This is a genomic window from Microbacterium maritypicum MF109, assembly GCF_000455825.1.
Classification (GTDB): Bacteria; Actinomycetota; Actinomycetes; order Actinomycetales; family Microbacteriaceae; genus Microbacterium; species Microbacterium maritypicum_A.
Genome location: NZ_ATAO01000188.1, coordinates 106,090 through 132,195, shown reverse-complemented (window position 1 = coordinate 132,195; position 26,106 = coordinate 106,090). Strand labels below are relative to the sequence as shown.

Below are 26,106 nucleotides of genomic sequence, written 5' to 3'. Positions count from 1 at the left end.
GCGTCATCTTGCGGCGGTCGATTGGGGAAGTCCGATTTCTTCTCGTCTCACAGAGGATGCTCCGTGTCTCGTCGTAAACCGCCCGCCCCCGATCCGTTCCTTTCCCGCCGCGGATTCGCGCGGCTCCTCCGCCCCGCATCGCTCGTCGCCGTCGCTGCCTGTATCGCGGGACCCGCGTTCCCGGCTGCTGCGTCCGTGGCCGCACCGGTCGTCACCACGTCGAACGCGACCCTCGCCGTGACCGATCCCGAAGACGTGTCGCCCGCCACCGAGACGGGCGGCACCATCATCCGCCTCGAGCGCGAGGCACCGACCAGCGGTCGGGTCGGGAGTGCTGTGCTGCTTCCTTCGGCCTCCGCGGCCGATGTCGACGGCTCCGCGAGCGAGCTCGTCGTCACGGTGGAAGACCCTTCCGGTGTCGTCACGATGGTGATGCCGGAGGAATCGGGCGGATATCGATTCACCCCGACCATCCCCGGCGAGTACGTCGTCGCCTACTCGATCAGCGATGCCGCAGGCGGCATGAGCGAGGAGACCCGCACGATCACCGTGGCCGGTGCGCCGGATGCGGCCGTGGCTGCGGCTCCGAGCGTCGCAGCGGCGCCGGCGGTCGAGGCCGGAGGACCGGACGTGCGCTTCGCGGCGATCGGTGACATCCACGTCAACTGGGACGAGCTCGCCGAGGCCTACGACTTCTGGGCACAGGAAAACGTCCAGACCGCCCTGTTCGTCGGCGACCTCACCAACAGTGCGACGCCGGGCGAATTCGCCGGACTCAAGCAGACGATGGATTCCAAGGCAGGCCTCGGTATCCCGGCGATCGCGTCGCTCGGAAACCACGACGTCTCGGGTATCTCCTCGTACGACCTGTTCACGCAGGCGACGGGCGGCCAGAAGCCGAACGCCGACTACACCGTGAACGGCTACCACGTCATCACGGTGTCGCCGGGCAGTGGCACCATCGACCCCGACACGGGCAAGCCCTCGGGAGCGAGCGGCGGCAACTACGCCTACGCCCAGTCCTGGTTGCAGCAGAGGCTGGCAGCCGCCACGGCTGAAGACCCGAACAAGCCCGTCATGGTGCTGGTGCACCACCCGCTCCAGTGCACCCATTACGTCTCGAACGAGTGGTACGGCACCGGTCTCTCCAGCGGCTGCGGCGACGGCTTCCAGTCCGTGTTCGACGACTTCCCGCAGGCTGTCGTCTGGGGCGGTCACATCCACACACCGCAGAACATCCCGACCTCGATCTGGCAGGGCCAGGAGAACCGGAGCGGCGAGCGGTCGACTCAGGGATTCACCACCGTGAACGCGCCGCCGCTGGCGTACTACGAGTTCGAGTCGGGTGTCGTGAACTCGAGCCCGACCAGCCGCGGCAACGACACCACGCCGGATGACGCGGGCAACAACCGCCAGACGGCCATCGTCGAGATCACCGGCACCACCGTCACGATCAAGAACTACGACCTGCTCGCCGATCAGTGGATCGACCAGACCTGGACCTGGGACGTGGCCGACTCGGTCGATGAGACCAAGTCCTATGACGAGCGTTTCCCGTTCAACAACTCTCACCGCGCCGCGCAGTCCGCCGGCCCGATCTGGCCGGAGGGTGCGGCCGTGACCGTCGGCGACATCGCGAGCACGAAGGCGATGGCCTCCTTCCCGCAGGCCGTGCCCGCGCCGAACTCCGTCGGCGACATCGTGCACAAGTACCGTTACTCCACGGTCGACGTCGCCACAGGCGAGGAGGTGAACTCGTTCCTGCAGTGGTCGGGCTTCTACAACCTGCCGATGCCTGCCGACCGCAGCCACGAGGTGTGGAACCTGCTCCCCGGGAAGGAGTACGAGGTGCGGGTCACCCCGATCAACGCCTGGGGCAAGGAGGGTGCCGCGCTGACGACGCGGTTCACCAGCACCGAAGGCAGCGGCGGTGAGGGGCCCTTCGACCCCAGCAGTCTGACCTTCGACGACCTCCGCGCCGCCCTGCCCACGGCTGATCTCCTGGATGTCGGCTTCGCGGGCGGCACGGCGAGCGACTCCTCTCCGGCCGCGCGTCTGCTCACCGCAGGCGCCGATGCCCGGATCGAGAACGATCCCGGCGTGGGATCCGATGTCGTGATCGGCGCGGAGGGGGCTGCCACCGGCATCCGCACTCCGAAGTGGACGGACGCGGAGTATGCAGCGCTGCAGGATGGTTTCACCCTCGATGCGACCTTCCGTCTCGACGCGATCGCCGGCGGATACGTCGACGTGTTCGGCGGCATGCAGAGCGGGGGCATCGGTCTCGAGGCCGTCGGCACCAGCGCGACGACGTACGAGCTGCAGTTCTGGTACGCCTCACCTCGTCCGGCGGTCAGCCTGAAGTACGGCCAGTGGTACCACGTGACCGCCTGGTATGACGGCCAGGATGCACGGCTGTACGTCGACGGCGTCCGAAAGGCCGAGTCCGAAGGAGTGTCGTTCTCCGTCAAGCCCAGCGCGGCCGACGCGCGCTACATGGTGATCGGCGGCGACGCGAACACGTCGGGCGCGCTCGACGACGCCACCATGGACGGACGGATCGCCGGAGTCGAGGTCTACAGCGCTCCGCTCTCCGACAAGGACGTGTACCGGGTGGCGACGCGGGAGCTCACCGCACTCGACACCATGCCGCCGCTCGTGCGCGTCGCCCCGGAACCCGCGGGTGAGGCCACGGTCGGAACCGCCTACACCGCCCCGCGCGCCGAGGCCGTGGACAACTCGGGACGCGTGAGCACGATGCTCGAGGTGACCGACCCGTCGGGTGCCCCCGTGGCGGTCGACGACCCGGCGTCCGGCCTGCGGGCGCTCGCCGCGGCTGCCGGAGACGGATACACGTTCACCCCGACCGCGACCGGCACCTACACCCTGAAGTACATCGCGACCGACGCGGCCGCCCGGCAGAACCAGGTCACGTTCACCGTGACCTCGACAGCCGGCTCCGACGGCGGCAACCCCGGCGGCAACCCCGGCGGCACCCCCGGCGGCACCCCCGGTGGCACCCCCGGTGGCGGCGCGAACCAGGGCGGCGGTTCCGCCGGCGGACAGTCCGATCCACTGGCGGCGACCGGTGGCCCGGCCCCGACGATGCTCGCCTTCGCCGGACTGCTGCTGCTCGCCGGAGGCGGCGTTCTGCTCCGCCGACGGATGCTGCGCCACCCGGAGGGACAGGAATGAGGAACCGGCGTCGGCATCCGGGTGCGCGTCAGCGCCCCCGACCGGCGATCCGCACCCTGGTCGCCGGAGTCGTCGCCCTCACCGGGGTCGCCGTCAGCGTGATGCTGACGGCGACCCCGGCCGCGGCGCACAGCTATGCGGCGACGGTCTTCGCCGATGTGTCCGAACCCGAGCGCGGCGTCGTGCGCACCGTGCTCGACATCGAGTACGTCCTGCTCGCGACCGACGGAGCGCGGGCGATGGGCGACACGGCCTTGGAGCAGGAGGCCTACGCCGACGTGCAGGCGAGCGGCCGGGATCCGGAGAAGCTCACGCCCGCGGTGCTCGACGATCATGCCGACTCCGTCGAGGGATACGTGCTGCCTCGGTTCTCGGTGAGCGTGGCGCAGGACGGGGAACCGTCGCAGGCGTGCCCCAACGCCGTGGTGGCGCCCTACGAGATCGTCATCCGGGACGGCGTACCGCATGCGCGCCTGGTGATCGAAGCCGACTGCACGGCGCAGGTAGAGGCGATGCCCGTGCCGTATCGGATCACGACCGAGCTGTTTCCCGGAACGGCTCCCGGGGGCATGACGACGACGATCGTCGACTACGACGTGCGTTCGGGGGCGGGTGTGGCCAGCCTCGACACCGACACGAACCCCTCGATGGTCACCACGACCGACTGGGGCTCTCGGATGGGTGAGTTCCTCGTGCTGGGGGCGGAGCATCTGCTGCTCGGCCCCGACCACCTGCTGTTCCTGCTGGCGCTGATCATCGGATCTCGACGGCTCCGGGATATCGTGCTGGCGGCGACGGCGTTCACGGTCGCGCACTCGGCGACCTTCATCCTCGCCGCCCTCGGGGTGGTGAGCATCCCCGCCTGGATCGTCGAGCCGGCCATCGCCCTGTCGATCGCCGTCGTCGCGCTCTGGGAGATGCGGCGGTTCCGGCGTGCCGGACAGGCGGATGCGATAGGGGTGGGCGGGACGCTTCGGCCCTTGTCCGGGAAGGCCCAGGGTCCTCTCGACGAGCAGCCGCTCGTCGGAGGCGGCGGGAGCGCTGTCGCCGTGCGGGAGCAGATCCTCGCGGCGCCGGCATCCGCACCGGCGGTCGACGGCTTCACCCGAGGGGATCTGCTGCGCATCGGCGTGGTCTTCGCCTTCGGGCTGATGCACGGCGTGGGCTTCGCCGGAGCGTTGGGAATCGACGAACCGTTCTCGTGGGATCTGCTCGGGGCGCTCCTCGTCTTCAACGTGGGTATCGAGCTGGCGCAGCTCCTGGTGATCGCGGTGGTGTTCCCGCTGTTTGTGCTGCTGCGCCGTCGGCTGCCGTCGGCGGGCTTCTGGATCGCGGCTGTGGTCGCCGCGATCGGGCTGTTCTGGTTCGCCGAGAGGCTGATCGCCGGAGTCTGATCCGCGTGCGCCCGCCTCCGACACGGGGGTGGGCGCACGGTGGTCTCAGCCGCGAGCGGCGAGCCCGGTGAGCAGTTCCAGCACGCACAGCGCCGCGAGCCGCACGGTGCGGGCATCGTCGGCGTCGGCGGTCGCATCGACCTCCGCGAGGTCGGCACTCACGACGCGGGCGTCCGCAGCCACGGCACGTGTGAGGGCCCGAAGCTCCCATGCCTGCAGGCCGCCGGGAACGCTCGCGGGGCACCCGGGCGCGACGGAGCGGTCGCACACGTCCACATCGATGTCGAGATGGACGCGCGGATCGGCTCCGGCGCCGGCGACCTCCACCGCCTCCGCGACCACGTCGTCGATGCCGCGGCGGCGCAGTTCGTCGAGTGTGATGACGCGGATGCCCCAGTCGGCGGCGCGCCGGGCGTAGGCGGCCGAGTTCGCGAAGTCGGCGATCCCGATCTGCACGATCCTCGTCGGGTCGATCCGAGACGTGTGCAGCGAGGATGAGCCGGGGACGTCCTCCACCAGACGCCGCACGGGCGTGCCGTTGGAGACGCCGTCGCGCAGGTCGAAGTGCGCGTCGAAGGTGATCAGTCCCGTCGCCTCGGCGCCGAGTGCCACGGGATATGTGAGCGAGTTGTCGCCGCCGAGTGCGATCACGAGTCTCGTGGCCGCGGCGAGATCGCGCACGCGGGAGATGACCCTCGCTTCGCCGGCGGAACCGTCCGGGTCGGCGACGTCACCGGCGTCGGCGATGCGCAGCACGTCATCGAGCTCGACCATGGGAGGCCCCATCACAGTCGTCCCGTAGCGGGGGAGGGCGTCGCGGATGGCGGCCGGAGTCGCGTGGGCTCCGGTCGGTGAGAGCGAGGTGCGCCAGGTGGGTACTCCGAGCAGCACGGCGTCGGCGGCGGTGTCGAAGGCGGGCCAGTTTCCGGCACGCGGCCAGAGCGGGTCGTGACTCAACTGTCGGGAGGAGGGGGACATGGTCAGACTCCGGGGATCAGGGCGTGGGCGATGGAGAAGATGGCGAGACCGGCCAGGGCGCCGACGAACGTGCCGTTCAGGCGGATGTACTGCAGGTCGCGGCCGACCATGAGCTCGATCTTCTCGGTGGTCTCGGCCGGATCCCAGCGCTCGACGGTGTCGGTGATGATCGAGGCGATGTCGTGCCGGTAGCGGTCGACGAGGAAGACCGCGGCGTCGGATACCCACGTGTCGACCCGATTCTGCAGCGCGGTATCGGTCGTGAGGCGCTCGCCGACCTCCTGCAGTGCCTGCACGGCGCGGCGGCGCAGACCGCTCTGCGGATCGGCGAGGGCCGTGAGCAGGCCGTTCTTCGCGGTGTTCCAGGCCTCGGCGGCCAGGGCGCCGACACGGGGGCTGTCGAACAGCGAGGCCTTGGCGTTCTCGAGCTTCGCGCGCGTGGCCGGATCGTTCTGCAGGCTGTCCGCCAGACGCGCCAGGTAGCCGTCGACGGCGAGACGAGCCGGATGGCGCGGGTCGGCCTGCACGGCGTGCACGAACTTGACGGCCTCGTGATAGACGGTGTCGTCGACGAACCGGTGCGCGAGCTTCGGCACCCACCCGGGAAGCCGTCGCGAGACGAGGCCGGTGAACGAATCGGCATTCGCATCGAGCCAGCGGGCGATGCTGTCGGCGGCGAGGTCGACAGCGCCATGATGGGCATCCGCCTCGACGATCTTCTCCAGCCACGCTCCGGCGGGCGGACCCCACTCGGGATCGACGAGGTGCTCGCGGGCGAGATCGGTGATCAGGTCGCGTACGTCGTCGTCGCTCAGCGCATTGAGCACGGCCGTGGCGATCGTCGCCCCCTCGGTGCCCACCCGCTCGGCGTGCGGGGCCTCGCGCAGCCATTCACCGGCGCGGAGCGCGATCCGCGTGCTCGACAGCTTGGTGCGCACCACGTCGGCTGCGAGGAAGTTCGTCTCCACGAACTCCCCGAGGGAGCGGCCGATCTCGTCCTTGCGGTTCGGGATGATCGCGGTGTGGGGGATGGGCAGCCCGAGCGGACGGCGGAAGAGCGCGGTCACCGCGAACCAGTCTGCGAGGGCACCCACCATGCCGCCCTCCGCGGCGGCGCGTACATAGGCGAGCCCGTCGAACCGCTGCTGGAACGCGAAGGCGAACACGAACACGACGGCCATGAACACCAGAGCCCCGAGGGCGACGGCCTTCATGCGTCGGAGCGCGCGAAGGCGCTCCTGGTCGGCGGGCGAGAGCTGCGTCATCGGTGTTCGCGGCATGACGTCATCTTTTCACGGTGCTGCCCCGACGGTCCCGACCGGCGACGGTGCGGTGTCTCGGTGCGCAGACAGCCGCGCACCCGGAGAGACGAGTACCCTCAAGGGGTGATCGAAGACATCAAGAAGCGTGCGCTGCACCGCACCAGCATCCTCGAGGGGCAGATGCGCGGCGTCGCGCGGATGATCGAGAACGAGGACTACTGCATGGACATCATCACGCAGTCCCGTGCGATCCAGCGCTCGTTGGAGTCGCTGAACCGGCTGCTGCTGGAGAACCACCTCCGTACGCACGTGACGCACATGTTCGACGAGGGCGGCGAGGAGCGCGACAAGGCCGTCGTCGAGCTGCTCAAGGCCTTCGACTTCGACCGCAAGTAGAGCGCTCCGGGGTCGGGCACGACACAGCGCCCCGACCGACTCGTCGAGGCGCTGTGCGCGGACTCACCGGCCGCTGTCGTCGAACACCTCACCCTCCATGGCGTCATAGCCCTCGGTCTGCGGATCGCCGTGCGAGCCGCCCGAGATCGCGTACTCCTCCTCCGGGGAGAGCACCAGGCGGTGGCGGAAGAACAGCCCGAATCCGAGCAGGATCACGACGTACACGATCGCGATGGCGATGATCGCCGGGCCGAACGTCGGGTTCAGCAGGAATCCGACGAAGATGAGTGCGGCGATCACCAGCGCGACGGCCGCACCGGGGATGCCCCACGGGCTGCGGTACGGGCGGTCGACGTTCGGATACTTCTTCCGCAGGATCATGAACGACACCAGCTGCAGGCCGTAGGCGAGCACAGCACCCCAGACCGCGATGTTCAGCACGATCGCACCGGCGACCGAACCCGCGCCCTCGGCGTCGACGGCCGCGAGCACATCGAGCACGATGAGGGCGACGAAGCCGATCGCCGCACCCACGACGAGAGCCACCCAGGGGGTCTGTCGCTTGCCGGTGAGGGACAGGAACCGCGGGTAGTAGCCCGCACGGGACAGCGAGTACATGTTGCGGCCGTAGGCGAACATGATGCCCTGCAGGGACGCGAGCAGTCCGATCAGGGCGAAGAGGGCGAGCACCGCGGCGAGCTGGTCGCCGACGATCGCGCGGAAGCCGTCGAGCAGGGGCTCGCCGGCGGTGCCCGTGGCCTCGGCCCCGATCACGCCCGTGTTCAGGAACAGCACGAGCAGACCCGTGACGATGAGGGTGCCGCGAGCCCAGAATCCGGCCTTGGGGATGTCGCGGGTGGGATTGTGCGATTCCTCCGCGGCCAGGGGCAGCTCTTCGATGCCGAGGAAGAACCACATCGCGAACGGGAGGGCGAACAGGATCGGCAGCACCCCGTGTGGCAGGAACTCGGTCTGGCCCGGATCGGGCGCGATGTTCCAGAGAGCGTCCCAGCTGAAAGCGCCGGAGAAGATCGCCATCAGGGAGAAGACCAGGATGATGCCGATCGAGATGATCGACACGACGATCGCGAAGCGGAAGGAGATCGCCGCGCCCGCGGAGTTCAGCGCGATGAAGACGACGTAGAGGATCAGGTACCAGAGCCACCCCGGCAGTTCCAGCCCCAGCAGCTCGCTCGTGATGCCGTTCGCATACGACGCCGAGAAGTAGACGATCACCGCCGTGGTCGCCACGTATTCGATGGTCTCGGCGGCGCCGGTCACCAGGCCGCCCCACGGGCCCATCGCGGAACGGGCGAACGAGTAGGCGCCGCCGGTGTGCGGCATCATCGCGGCCATCTCGCCGATCGCGAAGATCATGCCGTAGTACATGAGGACGAGGATCACGAAGGCGATCAGCATCCCGCCGAAGCCCGCGAAGTCGATACCGAAGTTCCATCCGGAGAAGTCGCCGGAGATGACGGCTGCGACCGCGAGCCCCCACAGTCCCCAGACGCCGGCGGATCTCTTCAGCGTCCGTTTCTCGAAGTACTCGCTTCCGGCACGTGTATAGGTCGCCCCAGCGACCTTGCGGGACTCACTGCTCTGCTCAGACATCCGCTCTCCGTTCGCATGCACACAGGCGCCGGGTGCACCTTGCGGATGATTGTGGCAGTCAATGGTGGTTTCGTCTACCTTTAGACGCCGAGGTGATCTACTCTGAGGGCGAAGCCGGTCGGCCGATCGCTTCACCACGACGACGGGAGCGAGAAGATGTCGGGAAACCTGAGCATCGAGCAGCTGGATGCCGGCATCGCCGCCGGCGAGATCGACACGGTGATCGTCGCCTTCGCCGATGCGCAGGGACGGCTGGTCGGCAAACGGGTCTCCGCGAGGCTGTTCCAGGAGGACATCCTGCATCACGGCGCCGAAGCCTGCGACTACCTCCTGTCGGTCGATGTCGACATGAACACGGTCGACGGCTACGCGATGTCGGGATGGGATCGCGGGTACGGCGACATGGTGCTGCGGCCCGACGTCGCGACCCTCCGCCGCATCCCGTGGCTCGATGGAACCGCGCTCGTGATCGCCGACCTGGTGTGGGGGAACGGTGAACCGGTGGGGCCCTCGCCGCGAGCCATCCTCGATCGCCAGCGCGACCGTCTCGCCGAGCGGGGCTGGACCGCGTTCTCGGGCACCGAGCTCGAGTTCATCGTCTTCGACGACACCTATCGCGAAGCCTGGGCCCGCAAGTACGAGGGGCTCACACCGTCGACCGATTACAACGTCGACTACAACCTGCTCGCCTCCACGCGCCTCGAACCCCTGCTGCGCGACATCCGCAACAGCATGGACGGCGCGGGTCTGTACTGCGAGGGCGTGAAGGGGGAGTGCAACCTGGGGCAGCAGGAGATCGCGTTCCGCTACGCCGAGGTGCGCGAGACCGCCGACCAGCATGCGCTCTACAAGAACGGCGCGAAGGAGATCGCGGAGCAGCACGGACAGGCGCTCACCTTCATGGCCAAGTTCAACGAGCGCGAGGGCAACAGCTGCCACATCCATCTCTCCCTGCGTGCCGCCGACGGCACCCCGGTGATGGCGGGGGGCGGCGAGCATGGGTTCAGCCCGATCATGGAGCACTGGATCGCCGGCATCCTCGCGACCCTGCGCGAGTTCACCCTGCTCTACGCGCCCAACATCAACTCGTACAAGCGGTTCGCGAAGGGCAGCTTCGCCCCGACCGGCGTCGCCTGGGGCATCGACAATCGCACCTGCGCGCTGCGCGTGATCGGTTCCGGCTCCGGCCTCCGGGTCGAGAACCGGGTGCCGGGCGGCGACGTGAACCCCTACCTCGGCATCTCGGCGATCATCGCCGGGGGCCTGTACGGCATCGAGAACGAGCTGCCCCTGCCCGAGCGCTTCACAGGCAACGCCTACGAATCCGGCGTCGAGCACCTGCCCACCACCCTCCGGGAGGCGGCGCAGCTGTTCAGCGAATCATCCATCGCCCGCGCGGCGTTCGGCGACGACGTCGTGGACCACTACCTGAACCAGGCGCGCATCGAGGTCGAGGCCTACGACGCCGCCGTCACCGACTGGGAGCGCATCCGTGGTTTCGAGCGGCTCTGACCTGGCCCCGCTGATCGGTGTCACGACCTATCTCGAGCGGGCGCAGCAGGGGGTGTGGGATGTGCGGGCGGCGTTCCTGCCCGAGCAGTATCTGACCGGGGTGACGGATGCCGGCGGCATTGCGCTGCTGCTGCCGCCGCAGGACCCGGCGTCGGCGGAGGCCGCCATCGCCGGCATGGACGGCCTGATCCTCTCCGGAGGTGCGGATGTCGCCCCCGAGCTCTACGGCGAGGAGCGGCATCCGCTCACCGATCCCGCACGCGTGGACCGCGACGCGTGGGAGCTGGCGCTGTTCCGTGCGGCCGAGCGACGACGCATCCCGGTGCTCGCGATCTGCCGAGGGCTGCAGCTCGTCAACGTGGCACGGGGAGGCACACTCCAGCAGCATCTACCCGAATCGCTCGGCACCGAGCGGTACCGCCTCGGCGGCGGCATCTTCGCCGAGAACGACATCGAGGTCTCGGACAACACCGCGCTCGCCGAGGTGCTCGGTGCGGGCGACGTGCGCGTGCACAGCTACCACCACCAGGGCATCGATCGCCTCGGGGAAGGGCTGGTCGCGGCTGCGCACTCCGACGACGGACTCGTGCAGGCGTTCGTCGACACCTCGGCCGGCCACATCGTCGGCATCCAATGGCATCCGGAGGAGAACGCCGACGACCGGCGCCTCTTCGCCGATCTCGTCTCACAGGCTCGTGCGCTCGCCGCGCGGCGGAAGGAGGGCGCCCGATGAGCGCGTTCACAGTCATCAACCCGTCGACCGGGAAAGCGATCCGCGACGTCGCCCGTGCCGATGCCGCCGAGACCGATGCCGCGATCGCCCGCGCCGTCGCTGCTCAGCGCCGATGGGCGGCGCTCGCCCCGGTCGCGCGAGCCGATGTCCTCCGGTCGTTCGCCCGTGCGGTCGAGGGCGCGGTCGAGGAGCTGGCACAGCTGGAGGTGCTCAACTCGGGGCATCCGATCGGCTCGGCCCGGTGGGAAGCCGGCCACGTGGCCCAGGTGCTCAACTACTACTCCGCCGACCCGGAGCGGCTGTCCGGGCGTCAGATCCCGGTGGCCGGCGGTCTCGACGTCACCTTCCACGACCCCTACGGCGTGATCGGCGTCATCGTGCCGTGGAACTTCCCCATGACGATCGCGTCCTGGGCGTTCGCGCCGGCGCTCGCCGCGGGCAATGCCGTGGTGCTGAAGCCGGCCGAGCTCACACCGCTCACCGCGATCCGCCTGGGCGAGCTCGCGCTCGAGGCGGGGCTCCCCGAGGGGCTGTTCCAGGTCGTCACGGGCTCGGGCTCGGTCGTCGGTCAGCGCCTGGTCGAGCATCCGGATGTGCGCAAGGTGGTCTTCACGGGCTCGACCGAGGTCGGGATCGAGGTCGCCGCCGGATGCGCCAGGGCGCTCAAGCCCGTGACGCTCGAGCTCGGCGGCAAGAGCGCGAACATCGTCTTCGCCGATGCCGACCTCGAACGCGCGGCGGCGGGAGTCCCGGGCTCGGTGTTCGACAACGCCGGCCAGGACTGCTGCGCACGCAGTCGGCTCCTGGTGCAGCGCTCGGTGTACGACCGCTTCCTCGAGCTGCTCGAACCGGCCGTGACCGCGTGGCGCGTGGGCGACCCCGCGCGTGAGGACACCGACATGGGGCCGCTCATCTCGGCGGGGCACCGCGACACCGTCGCCTCGTTCCTCGACGGCGCCGACATCGCGTTCCGCGGGAGCGCGCCCGAGGGAGACGGCTTCTGGTTCGCGCCGGCCGTCGTGCTCGCGGCTCCCGCCGACCGCATCGCCCAGCAGGAGGTGTTCGGTCCCGTCCTCGCGGTGATGCCCTTCGAAGACGAGGCCGACGCGATCCGCCTGGCGAACGACACGGCCTATGGTCTCGCCGGCTCGGTGTGGACCGAGAGCCTCGGGCGCGGGGTGCGTGTCGCGCGTGGTGTGCGCAGCGGCGTGCTGTCGGTGAACTCTCACTCCTCGGTGCGGTACTCCACGCCCTTCGGCGGCATGAAGGCGTCGGGGCTGGGGCGCGAGCTCGGGCCGGACGCCGCGGAGCACTTCACCGAGACCAAGAACGTCTTCTTCGCGACCGATGAATCCTGATCGTCGCGCAACCCACCCCATCCGGAACGGAGAACCCACATGAGCATCGATCTGACCCAGCGACTGAAGGACCGCGTCGCCATCATCACCGGTGGCGCGAGCGGAATCGGGTTCGCCACCGCGCAGCGCTTCGCAGCGGAGGGTGCGTTCGTCGTGATCGCCGACGTCGATCCGGCCACGGGCGAGACGGCGGCTGCCGAGGTGGGTGGGGTGTTCCGCCGGGTCGACGTCGCCGACGAAGACCTGGTAAATGCGCTGTTCGACGGCGTCGCCGAGGAGTTCGGACGTATCGACATCGCCTTCAACAACGCGGGCATCTCACCGGCGGACGACGATTCGATCGAGACGACCGAGCTCCCGGCGTGGGATCGGGTGCAGGACGTGAACCTCAAGAGCGTGTACCTGTGCAGCCGCGCCGCGCTGCGTCACATGGTGCCGGCGGGACGCGGGTCGATCATCAACACCGCCTCCTTCGTCGCGCTGCTCGGTTCCGCGACCTCGCAGATCAGCTACACCGCGTCGAAGGGCGGCGTGCTGGCGATGTCCCGCGAGCTGGGGGTGCAGTTCGCGCGCCAGGGAGTGCGGGTGAACGCGCTGTGCCCCGGACCGGTGAACACCCCGCTGCTGCAGGAGCTGTTCGCGAAGGATCCGGAGCGGGCGCAGCGGCGCCTCGTGCATGTGCCGATGGGACGCTTCGCCGAGCCGACGGAACTCGCAGCGGCGGTCGCCTTCCTCGCCTCGGACGACTCGTCGTTCATCACGGCGAGCGCCTTCGTCGTCGACGGCGGGATCACGAACGCCTACGTCACCCCGCTGTGAGCGACCCTCACCTCGCTGTGACAGGGTGAAGGCATGAGCGAGCACCCCCACGACGGCGACCTCGTCGAGGTGCGCAGAGCGGTCTACCGGCCGTTGCGGCGCGGCAACGCCCTGGAGGACACGGTCGCCCGGCTCGTGCAGACGATCCGTCTCGGCGTCGTCGCTCCGGGGGAATCCCTGCCGCCCGAGCGCGAGCTCGCGGCATCGTTCGGGGTCAGTCGCGACACCGTGCGCGAGGCGATCCGCGAACTCGCGGACACCGGCTACCTGCTCCCGCGGCGCGGCCGGTACGGAGGGACGTTCGTCGCCGATCCGCTGCCGCACCCGACCGTGTCGGGCACCGTGACCGCGGAGGAGATCGACGATGTGCTCGGGCTGCGCCTGGTGCTCGAGACCGGTGCCGTGCGTGCCGCGGCGAGCCGATCGCTCGACGCCGCGACGCGCGCCGACCTCTGGGCGCGGCACGAGGCGGCTCTGCCGGCCGGGCCGGATGAATACCGGCGCCTGGACACTTTGCTGCACCTGGCGATCGCCGAGGCCGCGGGCATCCCCTCGCTCGTCGCGCTGGTCGCCGAGAACAGGGCGGATGTGAACGCCTGGCTCGACACGTTCCCGCTGATGCCGCGCAATATCCAGCACTCGGGCGCGCAGCACGAGGGCATCGTCTCGGCGATCCTCGCCGGACGCCCGGATGCGGCCGAGGCCGCGATGCGCGATCACCTCGCCGGATCCGAGGCGTTGCTGCGCGGGTTCCTCATCTGATCAGCGCTAATCGGTCGCGACTTCGACGATTCGCAACGGATATCGTTGCGAATTGATCAAGAGACTTCCGATTTCGCTATACCTGGCGACTTTCCTGTGCCAGACTCGCGGCAAGCGAATCTCAATGGGGAGGCTCCATGCCCGACACCACCCGAACGTCGACGGCGACACTCGACGCACCCACCGTCACCGGTGCGGTCCGCATCGATGGCGTGACCAAGCGGTACGGCACGGCCATCGCGGTCGACGACCTGAGTCTCGACGTGCAACCGGGCGAGTTCCTCTCGCTCCTCGGTCCGTCGGGCTGTGGGAAGACGACCACGCTGCGTATGATCGCGGGCTTCGAGTATCCGGATGCCGGGGACATCCTCATCTCCGGCCGCAGTGTCCTGAACCTGCCGCCCTATCGGCGCGAGGTCAACACCGTCTTCCAGGCCTACGCCCTGTTCCCGCACCTCACGGTCGCCGAGAACGTCGCCTACGGTCTGCAGCAACGGCGCGTTCCCAAAGCCGAGCAGCGGGAGCGGGTGAGTGAAGCGCTCGACATGGTGCAGCTGCGGGCGTTCGCCGATCGCAAGCCGACGCAGCTCTCCGGCGGCCAGCAGCAGCGGATCGCGCTGTCGCGGGCGCTCATCAACCGGCCGAGCGTGCTCCTGCTGGATGAGCCGCTCGCGGCGCTGGACCGTCAGCTGCGCGAGGAGATGCAGCTCGAGCTCAAGCTTCTGCAGGCCCGCCTCGGTACGACTTTCGTGTTCGTCACGCACGATCAGGCCGAGGCGCTGTCGATGAGCGATCGGATCGCGGTGATGCGCGCGGGACGGATCGAGCAGCTCGATGCGCCCGCGGCCATCTATGCGGAGCCCGCGTCGGCCTACGTCGCCTCGTTCATCGGGCAGCAGAACTTCGTGCATGGCACGGTGCGTGCCGACGGTGAGGCCGTCGACACGGCGATCGGCGTGATCGCCGGTCGCTGGGGTGGCGAGCGGGTCGCCGCCGGTCAGCCGGCGGTCGCTGCGATCCGGCCCGAGTACGTCCGCCTGGAACAGGGCGAGGGTGCAGGGGTCCGCGGTCGTGTGCTCGGGGTCTCGCATCTCGGCGAGACACTGCAGGTCGCGGTGCGCATCGGCGAGGATGCCACGTTCCTCTCGCGCATGCCGGCGCCCACCGCGCCGGAGGTCGGAGTCGACGACGAGGTCCGTTGCGTCTGGAATCCCGCGGATGCACGGCTGTTCGCCGCGGACGGCATCCCCACGACGGCGACGCACGTGATCACCCTGCCCAAGGACGGCGGCCGGTGACCGGTACGCCTCCGGTGCGGGTGCTCGCGCACCGGAGCGCCGCGCGGGTGATCCGCACCGAGCTGACCAGGCGCGGCTTTCTCGCCACCGCCATCATGGCGGGCGGCGCGGTCGTGCTCAGCGCGTGCGCACCGGGCCAGAACGCCGCGGCCGTGCACGCCAAGGGGGGACCGCTCGAGGACAAGCTCTCGATCTACAGCTGGGGCGACTACGACGCGCCGGAAGTGCTCGAGCAGTTCACAGCCGAGAGCGGCCCGCGCATCGTGCTCGACGCCTTCAACTCGAACGAAGAGCTGATCGCCAAGCTCGTCGCGGCGCGGGGCACCTCGGGCTACGACATCGTGGTGCCGACCGGCGTCTTCGTCGGACCGATGGCCGAGAACGGCCTCCTGCAGAAGTTCAACCTCGACCTGTTGCCGAACATGAAGCACGTGGCGCCGGAGTTCCGCGGGCGCTCGTGGGATCCGGGCAACGAGTACTCCGTGTGTAAGGCATGGGGGACGACCGGTTTCGTGTACGACAAGAGGGTGATCTCCCGAGAGCTCACGACCTGGAACGACTTCATCGACGCCGCACAGAACGAGGCCTCCGGTTCGACCTCGGTGCTCGACGATCCGGCGCCGCTGCTCGGCATCTACTTCTGGGCGAACGGTATCGACTGGACCACCACGGACCCGGACGACCTCGACGCCGTCGAGAAGTTCCTGGTGAAGGACCTCGCGCCGCACATCTCGGCGTTCGACTCGTACCCGGGAGGTTCGTCGATCCCGCAGGCCTCGCACGCGCTGCTGCAGTCCTACAACGGCGACGCGAGGCTCGGCATCTTCGAGTCCGACGACCCCGATCGGTGGCAGTGGGTGCTGGGGAGCCCCGCGACCGAGCTGTGGATGGACAACTGGGCGATCGCCGCCGGTGCCCCGCACCCCGAGGCGGCGCACGCGTTCATCGACTTCGTGCTGCAGCCCGACGTGCAGCTCGCACAGGTCGACTACATCGGCTACGACACCGGCATCTCGGGGATCCGGGAGGAGGCGGAGGCCGCGGGGCTGGAACGGCTCGACATGGTGTTCTTCGACGAGGAGCAGGTGGCCACGATGCACGAGGGCAAGCTGACGGACGCACAGGACCGCGTCGTCTCGATCTGGAACTCGATGAAGGCGGCTGCTGGTGCCTAAGCTCAAGTTCGGTCTCGCCATCCCGGCCTGGGTGTGGTTGCTCGTCTTCTTCGTCGCCCCGATCTTCATGGTGATCGTGTTCAGCTTCGGATACAAGCCGAGCATCTTCGCCACGCATGCGCTCGACCACCTCTCGTTCGACCGCTACCTCGAGGCGCTCTCGCCGACCTTCTTCAGCACGTTCCTGAACACGCTGTGGATCGGCATCCTGGGCACGGCCCTGTGCCTCGTGATCGGCGGGCCGGTCGCGTACTGGATCGCGGTGAAGGCACCGCCCTCGAAGCGGGGGTTGCTTCTCGCGCTGGTGATGGTGCCGTTCTGGACCAACTTCCTGGTGCGTACCATCGGCTGGCAGGTGATCCTCGCGCCCGAGGGCTGGCTCTCGCAGCTGCTGCAGGGGATCGGGGTCATCCCCGGTCCGCTCGACCTGCTGTACTCGCGCGGCGCCGTGCTCCTCGGCGTCGTCTACAACTACCTGCCGCTGATGATCCTGCCGCTGTTCGTCGCCTTCGACCGGGTGTCGGGACCGCTGCGCGAGGCGAGCAAGGACCTGGGCGCGAACAGCATCACGACCTTCCTGCGGGTGACGGTGCCGCTGGCCCGACCCGGCATCATCGCCGGCGTGCTCCTGGTGTACATCCCGCTGATGGGCGACTACATCACCGCCACCGTGCTGGGCGGAGCGAAGGGCAACATGATCGGGCAGGTGGTGGCGAGCCAGTTCCAGACCGCGCAGAACTGGGCATTGGGCTCGGCGATGGCCGTGCTGCTGATCATCGTCATCATGCTCTCGATCGCGGTCGCGGCCGGACTCCTCTGGCTCCTGACCCTGCCGCTCAGACAACGCAACCGACTCGTCCTGGGGGAGGGATCATGACCGATACGAAGACCGCCATGACGGCACCGCGCGTGCGCCGCGGCGCAGGACGCTTCGTGCTGCCGATCTGGGCGGCGCTGGTGTTCCTGTTCCTGTTCCTGCCGATTCTCGTGATCATCGCGTACTCGTTCAACGTCGGGCGCCTGCTGGTGTCCTGGGACCACTTCGGCTTCGACTCGTTCCTCGCGATCGTGAACAAGCCCGCGATCCGCGATGCCGTGCTCGTGTCGGTGCGCACCGGTCTGCTCGCGGCTCTGCTCGCCACCGCGCTGGGCACGCTGGCGGGCATCGCGATGGCACGCAATCCCGGCAGGTGGGTGTGGTGGTTCCTCGGGCTTCTGCTGCTCGTGTCGGTCACGCCCGAGATCGTCGACGCGGTCGCGCTGCTGCCGTGGCTGGTGTTCCTCGGGCAGGATGCCGGGATAGGCATCTTCAACGACGGCACGATGAGACTCGTGGTGGGGCAGTCGCTGTTCTCGATCGCCATCGTGTCGTACATCGTGCGGGCGCGGCTGGTCGGGCTCGACGCCCGCCTGGAGGAGGCATCGGCCGACCTCTACGCGCCGCCCGTGCGCACGTTCCTCAAGATCACGCTGCCGCTCGCGATGCCGGCCGTGCTCGCCGGGTTCCTGCTCTCGTTCACGCTGAGCCTCGACAACACGGTCGTGTCGGCGTTCGTGCAGGTGTCGGGAACGACGCCGTGGCCCGTCTACGTGCTCAGCGCGCTGCGCAGCGGCTTGCGTCCGGAGATCGCCGCGGTGTCGACGATCATGCTCGTACTCACGCTGTTGGCGCTCGCGCTGGTGGCCGTGGTTCTGAAGAGGGCGGGGGACTCGGCGACCGAGATCGCCCGCACGATGGCAGGGGGTTGAGCGTGGGATACGCAGATCTGGTCTTCACGGGTGGCGTGCGCGGAGGGCGGGTGTTCCTTGCCGATGCCGCGCGCACCACGGCGCACGCGGTCGCCGTGACGGACGGGTTCATCAGCGCGGTGGGGCACGACGTCGCGGCGCTGATCGGGCCGGAGACCGAGGTGATCGACCTCGCCGGCGGACTGCTGGTGCCCGGATTCCAGGACGCGCACGTGCACCCGGTGTGGGGCGGGTTGGACATGCTCCGCTGCGATCTGTCCGCTCTGGCCACCCGCGAGGAGTACCTCGACCGGATCGCCCGGTATGCGGCCGCGCACCCGGACGACGAGTGGATCCTCGGGGGCGGATGGCAGATGTCGGCGTTCCCCGGAGGCACACCGACGGCAGAAGACCTCGACTCCGTCGTGCCCGATCGCCCGGCGTTCCTGCCGAACCGTGACGGACACGGTGCCTGGGTCAACTCCCGTGCGCTCGCGCTCGCCGGCATCACCCGCGAGACGGCCGACCCCGCGGACGGGCGGATCGAGCGCGATGAGACCGGTGCCCCCAGCGGCACGCTGCACGAGGGCGCGATGGGCCTGGTCAACCGGCTCCTGCCGACCGAGGCGCCCGAGCGACTCGTGGAGGCGCTCCTGCAGGGGCAGCGCCACCTGCACTCCTACGGGGTGACGGCCTGGCAGGACGCGATCGTCGGCACCGAGTACGGCGATGCGGGCGATCCGCTCCCGGCCTATCGGACCGCCGCCGCATCCGGGGCGCTCACCGGTCGCGTCGTCGGCTCCCTGTGGTGGGATCGATCACGGGGCCTGGAGCAGATCGATGACATCGTGCGCCGTCGGGACGAGAGCACGGTCGGGCGCTTCCGGGCGCGCAGCGTGAAGATCATGCAGGACGGCGTCGCCGAGAACTTCACGGCCGCGATGCTGGAACCGTACTGCGACGGCCACGGGCACCCGCGCGAGGATTCGGGGATCTCCTTCGTCGATCCGGAGCTGCTCAAAGAGGCCGCGACCCGACTCGATGCCCTGGGCTTCACGCTGCACTTCCACGCGATCGGCGACCGCGCCGTGCGGGAGTGCCTCGATGCGGTCGAGGCCGCCCTCGTGCGCAATGGGCCACGCGGCAACAGGCATCACATCTCCCACATCCAGGTCGTGCACCCCGACGACATCCCGCGGTTCCGGGCGCTCGACGTCACCGCCAACATGCAGATGCTGTGGGCGACGCTCGAGCCGCAGATGGTCGACCTCACCATCCCGTTCCTCGGAGCGCAGCGCAGCGCGTGGCAGTACCCGTTCGGCGACCTGTTGCGTTCCGGTGCCGCGCTCGCGGCGGGCAGCGACTGGTCGGTCAGCACGCCGAACCCGATGGCGGCGATCCACGTGGCCGTCAACCGCCGTTCCGCGCCGACCGAGTGGGAGGGCGACTACGAACCGTTCCTCCCGGAGCAGGCGATCGACCTCGCCACGGCCCTCGTCGCCTACACGGCGGGATCGGCGCGGGTGAACCACCTCGACGACACCGGGACGATCGCGGTGGGGATGCGGGCCGACCTCGCCCTGCTCGACCGGGATCCGTTCGAGCATCCGGCGGAGGAGATCGGTCTGACCGAGGTGCGCGGCACCTGGGTCGGGGGAGAGCGGGTGTTCGACTCCGTGGGCGACTGAGTGACACCACACCGACAATTACGCCGAGGGAAATCGGGGGGAGTAGCTCAGGGCCCCTCGGTCGCTAACCGCCCCCAGACCTGGTGCGTTGCGATCTCCTCGGCGGCCGCCGGACGCACAACGATCTGCGTGCGAAAGGTGGGGCCGGCGTAGACCTCGGGAAGCCACCAGTCGAACACATCGACGTGAGAGTGGAGTTTGCCGCCTAATCGTATATCGGTCGCTCTTCGCGATGTGGTGCGGGTTTCGCTGGTCCGTCCCCCGAATGGTGGACAGACAGGTTCTGCTGGAGTGCGGGATGCTTGTGCGCGCGGCGGGTCGAGTGATCGGAGAAACACAGTGAGATATCGAACAAAGGTTTCGGCTGGGGCGGTGGTGGCCTCCCTGGCTCTGATCTGTACGTGGGTGGGTCCGGCATATGCGTCCGAGGATGTTGACACGGTTTCGGTGGCAGACGTTGAGCGGGCTCTTGCCGGAGTGAGGGCAGGTTTGGTTGAGGATGCGGCGGCGTCTTCGCGTACAGATGATGCGGTGGCGGTGCTCGATGTCGGAGGAAGCACGGTTACCGTGCCGCGGGATGCGTCCGAGGGAGTGAAGCTCGCCGTCGGGGATGCTGTGGTGGGCATCAGCCTTCCTGCTTCGGAAGGGGGTGAAGCGGGCGTCTCATTGGAATCGGGGGCTGTCGCATACCCCTCGGATAACGGTGTGGCTAACACGGTCGTGCCATTTTCAGATGGTGTGCAGATGCTCACCACGATCGCTTCATCGAAAGCTCCCGAGCGCTTCGCCTACGGAATCGACGTTCCTGTCGGCGGTTCGGTGATGTTGGTCGAGGACGGATCAGCGGTGGTTGCGGATCGAGATGGCATCACGGTGATCACAACGAATGTGCCATGGGCGGTCGATGCGAACGGCGCTGCAGTTCCGACTCGATACGAAGTTGATGGCACTCAGCTCGTGCAGGTCGTTGAACACACTGCCCGCGATGTGGCCTATCCGGTCGTCGCCGATCCGACCTATTGGTGGGGAGGGAAAACGTGGATCCCCGCGAACAAGGTCTCGATCAGTCAAACTGCGTCCATCCTGTACGCACTGATTCCAGGATTTGTTGGCCCGGTAGCTCTCTACAACGTGGGGCTGGGGCTATGCAACCAGGCCGGTAAGGGCATCTGGGTGTACTGGACCTGGGCGGGTCACATCTGGTGTACAGGACCGTAAGGAGATAAGGAGCTTCAACCATGGTCTCTCTCAATGAACTTGGCCCTATGGCGAAACGGAAGCGCAGTCTTCTCATCATCAGCTGGGTGGCGCCTGTCCTCGCGCTGGTCGCAGCCATCGTTTTCTGGAATGACCCTCCAATGCTGAGCGCGATCGCTGCAGCGATCTTGCTGCTCATGATGACGGCGCTCTATCTTGTAGAAAGAAGATTCTCCAGAGCCCTTATCGCGGCTCTGAGGCGTCAACAAACATGAAGTGACGAACGAGAAGGGGTGAGAGCGGCTGCGCTCACCCCTCCGCTGTTCCGGACTAGCGGCTAGTGCCCTCGTTGAGGTTCGCGTGGGTCGTAGCGAGGGCTGTAGTCGGGCTCGTAGTACGAGGGTCGAAGGTCGTCATCTGAAAACCCGTGTTCTCGCGTCAGCCTGCGGCGGCCTCGTCGGCCACGGAGAGCGCTTCGTCGAGCACGGTGAGTCCGCGCACCAGGTCTTCTTCGCTGATCACCAGCGGCGGGGCCACGTGCATGCGGTTGAAATGCGTGAACGGCCAGACGCCGGCCTTCTTGGCGGCAGCGGCGAAGGCGCCCATCGGAGCGGCATCCGCGCCGGAGGCGTTGAACGGCACGAGGGGCTCGCGCGTCTCCTGGTCACGGACCAGCTCGACCGCCCAGAACAGTCCGAGGCCGCGCACATCGCCGACGCTCGGGTGCTTCTCGGCCCAGGAGCGCACGGTCGGACCGACCACGCGTTCGCCGAGGTCGCGCACGCGCTCGAGGATGCCGTCGCGACGGAACACCTCGAACGTCGCGACACCCGCCGCACAGGCCAGCGGGTGCCCCGAGTAGGTCAGCCCGCCGGCGAAGGGCATCGTGTCGAAGGCGCTCGCGATGCGGTCGGAGATCACCACGCCGCCGAGGGGCACGTAGCCCGAGTTCACGCCCTTCGCGAAGGTGATCAGGTCGGGGCTGGCGTCGAACGCGTCGATGCCGAACCATTCGCCCAGTCGCCCGAATCCCACCATGACCTCGTCGGCGATGTAGACGATGCCGTAGCGGTCGCACAGCGCGCGCACGCCCTGCAGGTATCCGGGCGGCGGCACGAGCACGCCGTTGGTGCCGACGACCGTCTCGATGATGATCGCCGCGATCGTCTGCGGCCCTTCGAGCTGGATCGTCTGCTCGAGATGCGCGAGTGCTCGTTCGGACTCCTGCTCCGGGGTCTCGGCGTGGAACGGCGAGCGGTACAGGTACGGTCCGAAGAAGCGCACGGCGCCGGAGTCGACGGTGTCGTTCGCCCAACGCCGCGGGTCGCCGGTGAGCGAGATCGCGGTCGATGTGGAGCCGTGGTAGCTGCGGTACATCGACAGCACCTTGCGACGGCCGGTGAACTGGCGGGCCATGCGCACCGCGTACTCGTTGGCCTCGGCGCCGCCGTTGGTGAAGAACACCTTCTCCAGGCCCTCCGGCGCGACCTCGGCGATCAGTCGCGCGAGTTCCCCGCGCACGTCGTTGGCGATCGCGGGCTGGATCGTCGCGAGACGCCCGGCCTGCTCTTGGATCGCCGCGACCAGGTCGGGATGCTGGTGCCCCAGGTTCAGGTTCACGAGTTGGCTCGAGAAGTCGAGGTACGCATTGCCCTGGTAGTCCCAGAACGTCGAGCCCTCGCCCGCGGCGACGGGATGCGGATCGATCAGGCCCTGCGCGCTCCAGGAATGGAACACGTGGCCGCGGTCGTCCGCACGCACCTGCGCTTCGGCCTCGGGCGCGGGGAGCGGGTGCGAGACGCCGTGGCGGTCGGTGAAGTTCGTCATCGTGGTCGCTCCTCGTCAGTGGTTGCTCGGGAAGCCCAGGTCGACCTGGGAGGGCGTGTGGTCGGGCCACCGGGTGGTGACGACCTTGGAGCGTGTGTAGAAGTGCACCGACTCGGGACCGTAGATGTGGGAGTCTCCGAACAGCGAGTCCTTCCATCCGCCGAACGAGTAGGCGCCGATCGGCACCGGGATCGGCACGTTGACGCCGACCATGCCGACCTCGATGTCGAACTCGTACTGCCGGGCGGTGCCGCCGTCGCGCGTGAAGATCGCGGTGCCGTTGCCGTAGGCGTTGGCGTTGACCAGCTCGACCGCCTCGGCGTAGGTCTCGACGCGCACGACCGACAGCACCGGGCCGAAGATCTCGTCGTCGTAGACCTTCATGCCGGGCGCGACCTCGTCGATCAAGCTGACGCCCAGGAAGAAGCCCTCCGAGTCGAACTGCTTCTGCGTGCCGTCGACGACGACCTTCGCGCCCTCGCCCTCGGCGCCCGTCACGTACGAGGCGACCTTGTCGCGGTGCTCGCGGGTGATGAGCGGACCCATCTCGCTCGCGGCATCCGTGCCGGCACCGATCGTGAGGCCGCCGATGCGATCGGCGATCGCGGTGACGAGGTCATCGGCGATGTCGCCGACGGCGACCAGCACCGAGACGGCCATGCAGCGCTCGCCGGCGGAGCCGTAGGCGGCGGAGACCGCTGCGTCGGCAGCCGCGTCGATGTCGGCATCGGGCATGACGACCATGTGGTTCTTCGCGCCGCCGAGCGCCTGCACCCGCTTGCCGGCGGCCGAGGCGCGCTGGTAGATCGAGCGGGCGATGGGGGTCGAGCCGACGAAGCTCACGGCATCGACCCGGGGCGACTCCAGGATCGCGTCGACGGCCTCCTTGTCGCCGTGGACCACGTTGAGCACGCCGTCGGGCAGCCCGGCCTCGGCGAAGAGCTTCGCGAGCCACACGGAAGCCGACGGATCCTTCTCGCTCGGCTTGAGCACGACCGTGTTGCCGCAAGCGATCGCCGAGGCGACCATCCACAACGGCACCATGACCGGGAAGTTGAACGGTGTGATCGCCGCGACGACGCCGACCGGCTGCTTGACCGAGTGCACGTCGACACCGCGTGACACCTGCTCGCTGCGTTCACCCTTGAGCAGATGCACGAGTCCCGCCGCGAACTCGACGTTCTCGATGCCGCGCGACACCTCGCCGGCAGCGTCCGAGAGCACCTTGCCGTGCTCGGAGGTGACGATCGCGGCGAGTTCGGGTGTGCGCTCCTTGAGCAGCTGCCGCAAGCGGAAGAAGACGTCGGCGCGCTTGATCAGGCTCGTCTCGCGCCAGGCGGGGAGCGCGGCCGCCGCCGCGGCGATGGCGGAGTCGACCTCGGCGGTCGAGGCGAATGCGACCTGCTTCGACACCTGGCCGGTGGCGGGGTCGAAGACCTGGCCGGTGCGGGCCGCTTCTGCGGCCTCCACTCCGTTGATGACGTGACGGACGATGTCCACGATGTTCCTCCGAGGCTGAAGAATACGGATTCGAACACTCTGACTGAACGTTCGATACGCTGATGTTCCTCAATGATCACAGAGCGGAAGAGCGTCGAGTGGTGTCAGAACGTCAGGACTTGAGCCCGCATCGGACAGATCGTCCGAGTCGGGCAGGGGGTGTGCTCACGGTGGCCGACGTTCTCGCCGATCCGGTGCTGCAGGCGGGCGCACCGGACGTGGTCGTGGGCGGCGCCGCTCTCGATGCCGACGTGCGCTGGGTGCATGTCTCCGACAGCGCAGGAGTCGCCCGACTGCTCGACGGCGGCGAGCTGCTGCTCAGCACCGGGGCGGGATGGCCGACGGCTCCGGACGAGCTGCGCGACTTCGCGAGAGCCCTGCACCGTGCGGGGATCGCGGGCATCGTCGTGGAGCTCGGGTCCGGCCAATCGCAGATCCCCGATGCCGTGACCGAGGTGTGCCGGGACGTCGGTCTCGCCCTGATCGCCCTGACCAGCGAGATCAAGTTCGTCGCGGTGACGGAGTCGGTGCACAGATCGCTCATCGCCGCTCAGACGGATGCGCTGCACGAACGCCAGCGCCTGCACGAGCTCTTCACTGCGCTGAGCCTGCAGGGCGCTCCGGCCGACGTCGTCGTCGCCGAGACCGCGAGAGCGCTCGGCGCGCCCGTCGTGTTGGAGAACCTCGCGCACGAGGTGATCGCGCTCGAGACCCTGCGGATGCCGGTCGCGCAGGCGCTCGGACAGCTCGACGCGGCCGATCGCATCCCGGTGCAGGCGCGGGGGGTGCGGTGGGGAACCCTGCTCGCCCTTCCGGGCCCCGTGCACCCGGCGGGCCGGCACACGGTGCTCGAACAGGGGGCGACGGCACTGGCCTTCGGCTGCCTGGCGGACGGGGGCGACACCGAGTGGTCGCTGCTCGCGCAGCGGGGCATCATCGACGATCTGCTCGGCGCGCGGTTCGCGAACCCGGCCGACATCGCCGCCCGTCTGGCTTCGGGCGGGTTCGCTCTTTCGGGTCGGCATTGCCACGGCATCGTCGCCCGCGGGGCGGAGTCGGCGGCCGAGCTCGCCTACCGGGCTCGGCAGGCCGGGGCCGCCGTGGTCGCCGCACGCGTGGGAGAGGACGACGTCGCCCTGCTGTCGCTCCCTGAGTCCGCGCTGCTCACCGATGCTCTCGCCGTGCGCATCGCCGGGCCCGCGCGCACGGTCTTCGTCGGCCCTCCCGCCGAAGATGTCCTGGGGCTGCTCGCCTCATTGCGCGCGGCGAGAGACCTCGCGGCGAGCGACCGCTCCGAATCCGGCCCGCGCGTGCGACGCGTCGACGACCGTCCGCTCGAGCGCTTCGTCGCCTCGTTGCGTGACGATCAGCGCCTGCTCGCGCACAGCGAGCGGATGCTCGCCCCGGTCGTGGCGTACGACCGCGACCGGCGCGGAGACCTGCTCGACGTGCTCGCGGCGCTCGTCACCCACCCCGGAAATCGCTCCGCGGCGGCGGCCGCGAGCCACCTCTCGAGATCCGTCTTCTACCAGCGGCTCACCCTGATCGGTGATCTGCTCGACGTCGACCTCGACGACGGGGAGACGCTCGCCGCGCTCCACCTCGCGCTGCTGGCGAAGCGGAGCGCGGTGCCGGTGGCCTGACCCGTATCCGCCCGATCGGTGCGCGCG

At 68.8% G+C, this 26,106-nt stretch carries 21 protein-coding genes; 16 read left to right on the top strand and 5 right to left on the bottom strand.

Annotated elements, in window-relative coordinates:
- Positions 1 to 63 precede the first annotated feature (63 nt).
- Together L687_RS41880 and L687_RS42795 are read left to right on the top strand one after the other, a co-directional pair.
- Positions 64 to 3,195, top strand: coding sequence for a LamG-like jellyroll fold domain-containing protein (locus L687_RS41880; RefSeq protein WP_021199983.1), 3,132 nt, complete (start codon positions 64 to 66; stop codon positions 3,193 to 3,195).
- Positions 3,192 to 4,589: a HupE/UreJ family protein gene (locus tag L687_RS42795; RefSeq protein ID WP_021199982.1), complete on the top strand. Its 1,398-nt coding sequence runs from the start codon at positions 3,192 to 3,194 to the stop codon at positions 4,587 to 4,589. The genes L687_RS41880 and L687_RS42795 overlap by 4 nt, the downstream gene beginning before the upstream one ends.
- A 45-nt stretch (positions 4,590 to 4,634) precedes the next feature.
- Here L687_RS42795 and L687_RS32455 read toward each other — a convergent pair whose 3' ends face one another.
- Both L687_RS32455 and L687_RS32450 read right to left on the bottom strand, forming a co-directional pair.
- Positions 4,635 to 5,567, bottom strand: coding sequence for an arginase family protein (locus L687_RS32455; protein ID WP_021199981.1), 933 nt, complete (start codon positions 5,565 to 5,567; stop codon positions 4,635 to 4,637).
- A gap of 2 nt (positions 5,568 to 5,569) precedes the next feature.
- Positions 5,570 to 6,847 (bottom strand): DUF445 domain-containing protein, encoded by a 1,278-nt coding sequence (locus tag L687_RS32450; RefSeq protein ID WP_029267154.1) that lies wholly within the window; start codon positions 6,845 to 6,847, stop codon positions 5,570 to 5,572.
- A gap of 105 nt (positions 6,848 to 6,952) precedes the next feature.
- Between L687_RS32450 and L687_RS32445 the strand changes: the two genes are divergently transcribed.
- Entirely contained in the window at positions 6,953 to 7,225 is a 273-nt protein-coding gene (locus tag L687_RS32445; protein ID WP_021199979.1) for a metal-sensitive transcriptional regulator, read from the top strand.
- A gap of 63 nt (positions 7,226 to 7,288) precedes the next feature.
- Here the strand turns inward: L687_RS32445 and L687_RS32440 are convergent, their stop codons facing one another.
- Positions 7,289 to 8,839 (bottom strand): amino acid permease, encoded by a 1,551-nt coding sequence (locus L687_RS32440; RefSeq protein WP_021199978.1) that lies wholly within the window; start codon positions 8,837 to 8,839, stop codon positions 7,289 to 7,291.
- A 156-nt stretch (positions 8,840 to 8,995) separates the two neighbouring features.
- Between L687_RS32440 and L687_RS32435 the strand changes: the two genes are divergently transcribed.
- The 12 genes from L687_RS32435 (at position 8,996) to L687_RS32385 (ending at position 21,384) form a co-directional block, all read left to right on the top strand.
- Positions 8,996 to 10,351, top strand: coding sequence for a glutamine synthetase family protein (locus L687_RS32435; RefSeq protein WP_021199977.1), 1,356 nt, complete (start codon positions 8,996 to 8,998; stop codon positions 10,349 to 10,351).
- Entirely contained in the window at positions 10,332 to 11,084 is a 753-nt protein-coding gene (locus L687_RS32430) for a gamma-glutamyl-gamma-aminobutyrate hydrolase family protein (protein WP_021199976.1), read from the top strand. The genes L687_RS32435 and L687_RS32430 overlap by 20 nt, the downstream gene beginning before the upstream one ends.
- On the top strand, positions 11,081 to 12,442 hold the full coding sequence (locus tag L687_RS32425) for an aldehyde dehydrogenase family protein (RefSeq protein ID WP_021199975.1): 1,362 nt from the start codon (positions 11,081 to 11,083) through the stop codon (positions 12,440 to 12,442). The genes L687_RS32430 and L687_RS32425 overlap by 4 nt, the downstream gene beginning before the upstream one ends.
- Before the next feature lie 39 nt (positions 12,443 to 12,481).
- Positions 12,482 to 13,261, top strand: a complete 780-nt coding sequence (locus tag L687_RS32420; protein ID WP_021199974.1) for a 3-oxoacyl-ACP reductase — start codon at positions 12,482 to 12,484, stop codon at positions 13,259 to 13,261.
- Positions 13,262 to 13,294: 33 nt separating this feature from the next.
- Complete coding sequence (locus L687_RS32415) at positions 13,295 to 14,023, top strand: FadR/GntR family transcriptional regulator (RefSeq protein WP_021199973.1); 729 nt, start codon at positions 13,295 to 13,297, stop codon at positions 14,021 to 14,023.
- Positions 14,024 to 14,160: 137 nt separating this feature from the next.
- Entirely contained in the window at positions 14,161 to 15,321 is a 1,161-nt protein-coding gene (locus L687_RS32410; protein WP_021199972.1) for an ABC transporter ATP-binding protein, read from the top strand.
- On the top strand, positions 15,318 to 16,496 hold the full coding sequence (locus L687_RS32405; protein WP_021199971.1) for a polyamine ABC transporter substrate-binding protein: 1,179 nt from the start codon (positions 15,318 to 15,320) through the stop codon (positions 16,494 to 16,496). Before L687_RS32410 ends, L687_RS32405 begins: the two co-directional genes overlap by 4 nt.
- Positions 16,489 to 17,373, top strand: a complete 885-nt coding sequence (locus L687_RS32400; RefSeq protein WP_021199970.1) for an ABC transporter permease — start codon at positions 16,489 to 16,491, stop codon at positions 17,371 to 17,373. Before L687_RS32405 ends, L687_RS32400 begins: the two co-directional genes overlap by 8 nt.
- Entirely contained in the window at positions 17,370 to 18,245 is an 876-nt protein-coding gene (locus tag L687_RS32395) for an ABC transporter permease (RefSeq protein WP_021199969.1), read from the top strand. Before L687_RS32400 ends, L687_RS32395 begins: the two co-directional genes overlap by 4 nt.
- Before the next feature lie 2 nt (positions 18,246 to 18,247).
- Entirely contained in the window at positions 18,248 to 19,912 is a 1,665-nt protein-coding gene (locus tag L687_RS32390; RefSeq protein WP_021199968.1) for an amidohydrolase, read from the top strand.
- A gap of 372 nt (positions 19,913 to 20,284) precedes the next feature.
- Positions 20,285 to 21,130 carry a hypothetical protein gene (locus tag L687_RS42465; protein WP_152525889.1) on the top strand — a complete coding sequence of 282 codons (846 nt, stop codon included), beginning with the start codon at positions 20,285 to 20,287 and terminating at the stop codon, positions 21,128 to 21,130.
- A 20-nt stretch (positions 21,131 to 21,150) separates the two neighbouring features.
- Positions 21,151 to 21,384 (top strand): hypothetical protein, encoded by a 234-nt coding sequence (locus L687_RS32385; protein ID WP_021199966.1) that lies wholly within the window; start codon positions 21,151 to 21,153, stop codon positions 21,382 to 21,384.
- A 163-nt stretch (positions 21,385 to 21,547) separates the two neighbouring features.
- Here the strand turns inward: L687_RS32385 and L687_RS32380 are convergent, their stop codons facing one another.
- Both L687_RS32380 and L687_RS32375 read right to left on the bottom strand, forming a co-directional pair.
- Complete coding sequence (locus L687_RS32380; protein ID WP_021199965.1) at positions 21,548 to 22,936, bottom strand: aspartate aminotransferase family protein; 1,389 nt, start codon at positions 22,934 to 22,936, stop codon at positions 21,548 to 21,550.
- 15 nt (positions 22,937 to 22,951) lie between these two features.
- The gene (locus L687_RS32375; RefSeq protein ID WP_021199964.1) at positions 22,952 to 24,436 is read right to left on the bottom strand and encodes a CoA-acylating methylmalonate-semialdehyde dehydrogenase; all 1,485 of its coding nucleotides are present in this window, start codon (positions 24,434 to 24,436) and stop codon (positions 22,952 to 22,954) included.
- A 101-nt stretch (positions 24,437 to 24,537) separates the two neighbouring features.
- Here L687_RS32375 and L687_RS32370 point away from each other — a divergent pair, with 101 nt between their 5' ends.
- The gene (locus L687_RS32370; RefSeq protein WP_235045228.1) at positions 24,538 to 26,079 is read left to right on the top strand and encodes a PucR family transcriptional regulator; all 1,542 of its coding nucleotides are present in this window, start codon (positions 24,538 to 24,540) and stop codon (positions 26,077 to 26,079) included.
- Positions 26,080 to 26,106 lie beyond the last annotated feature (27 nt).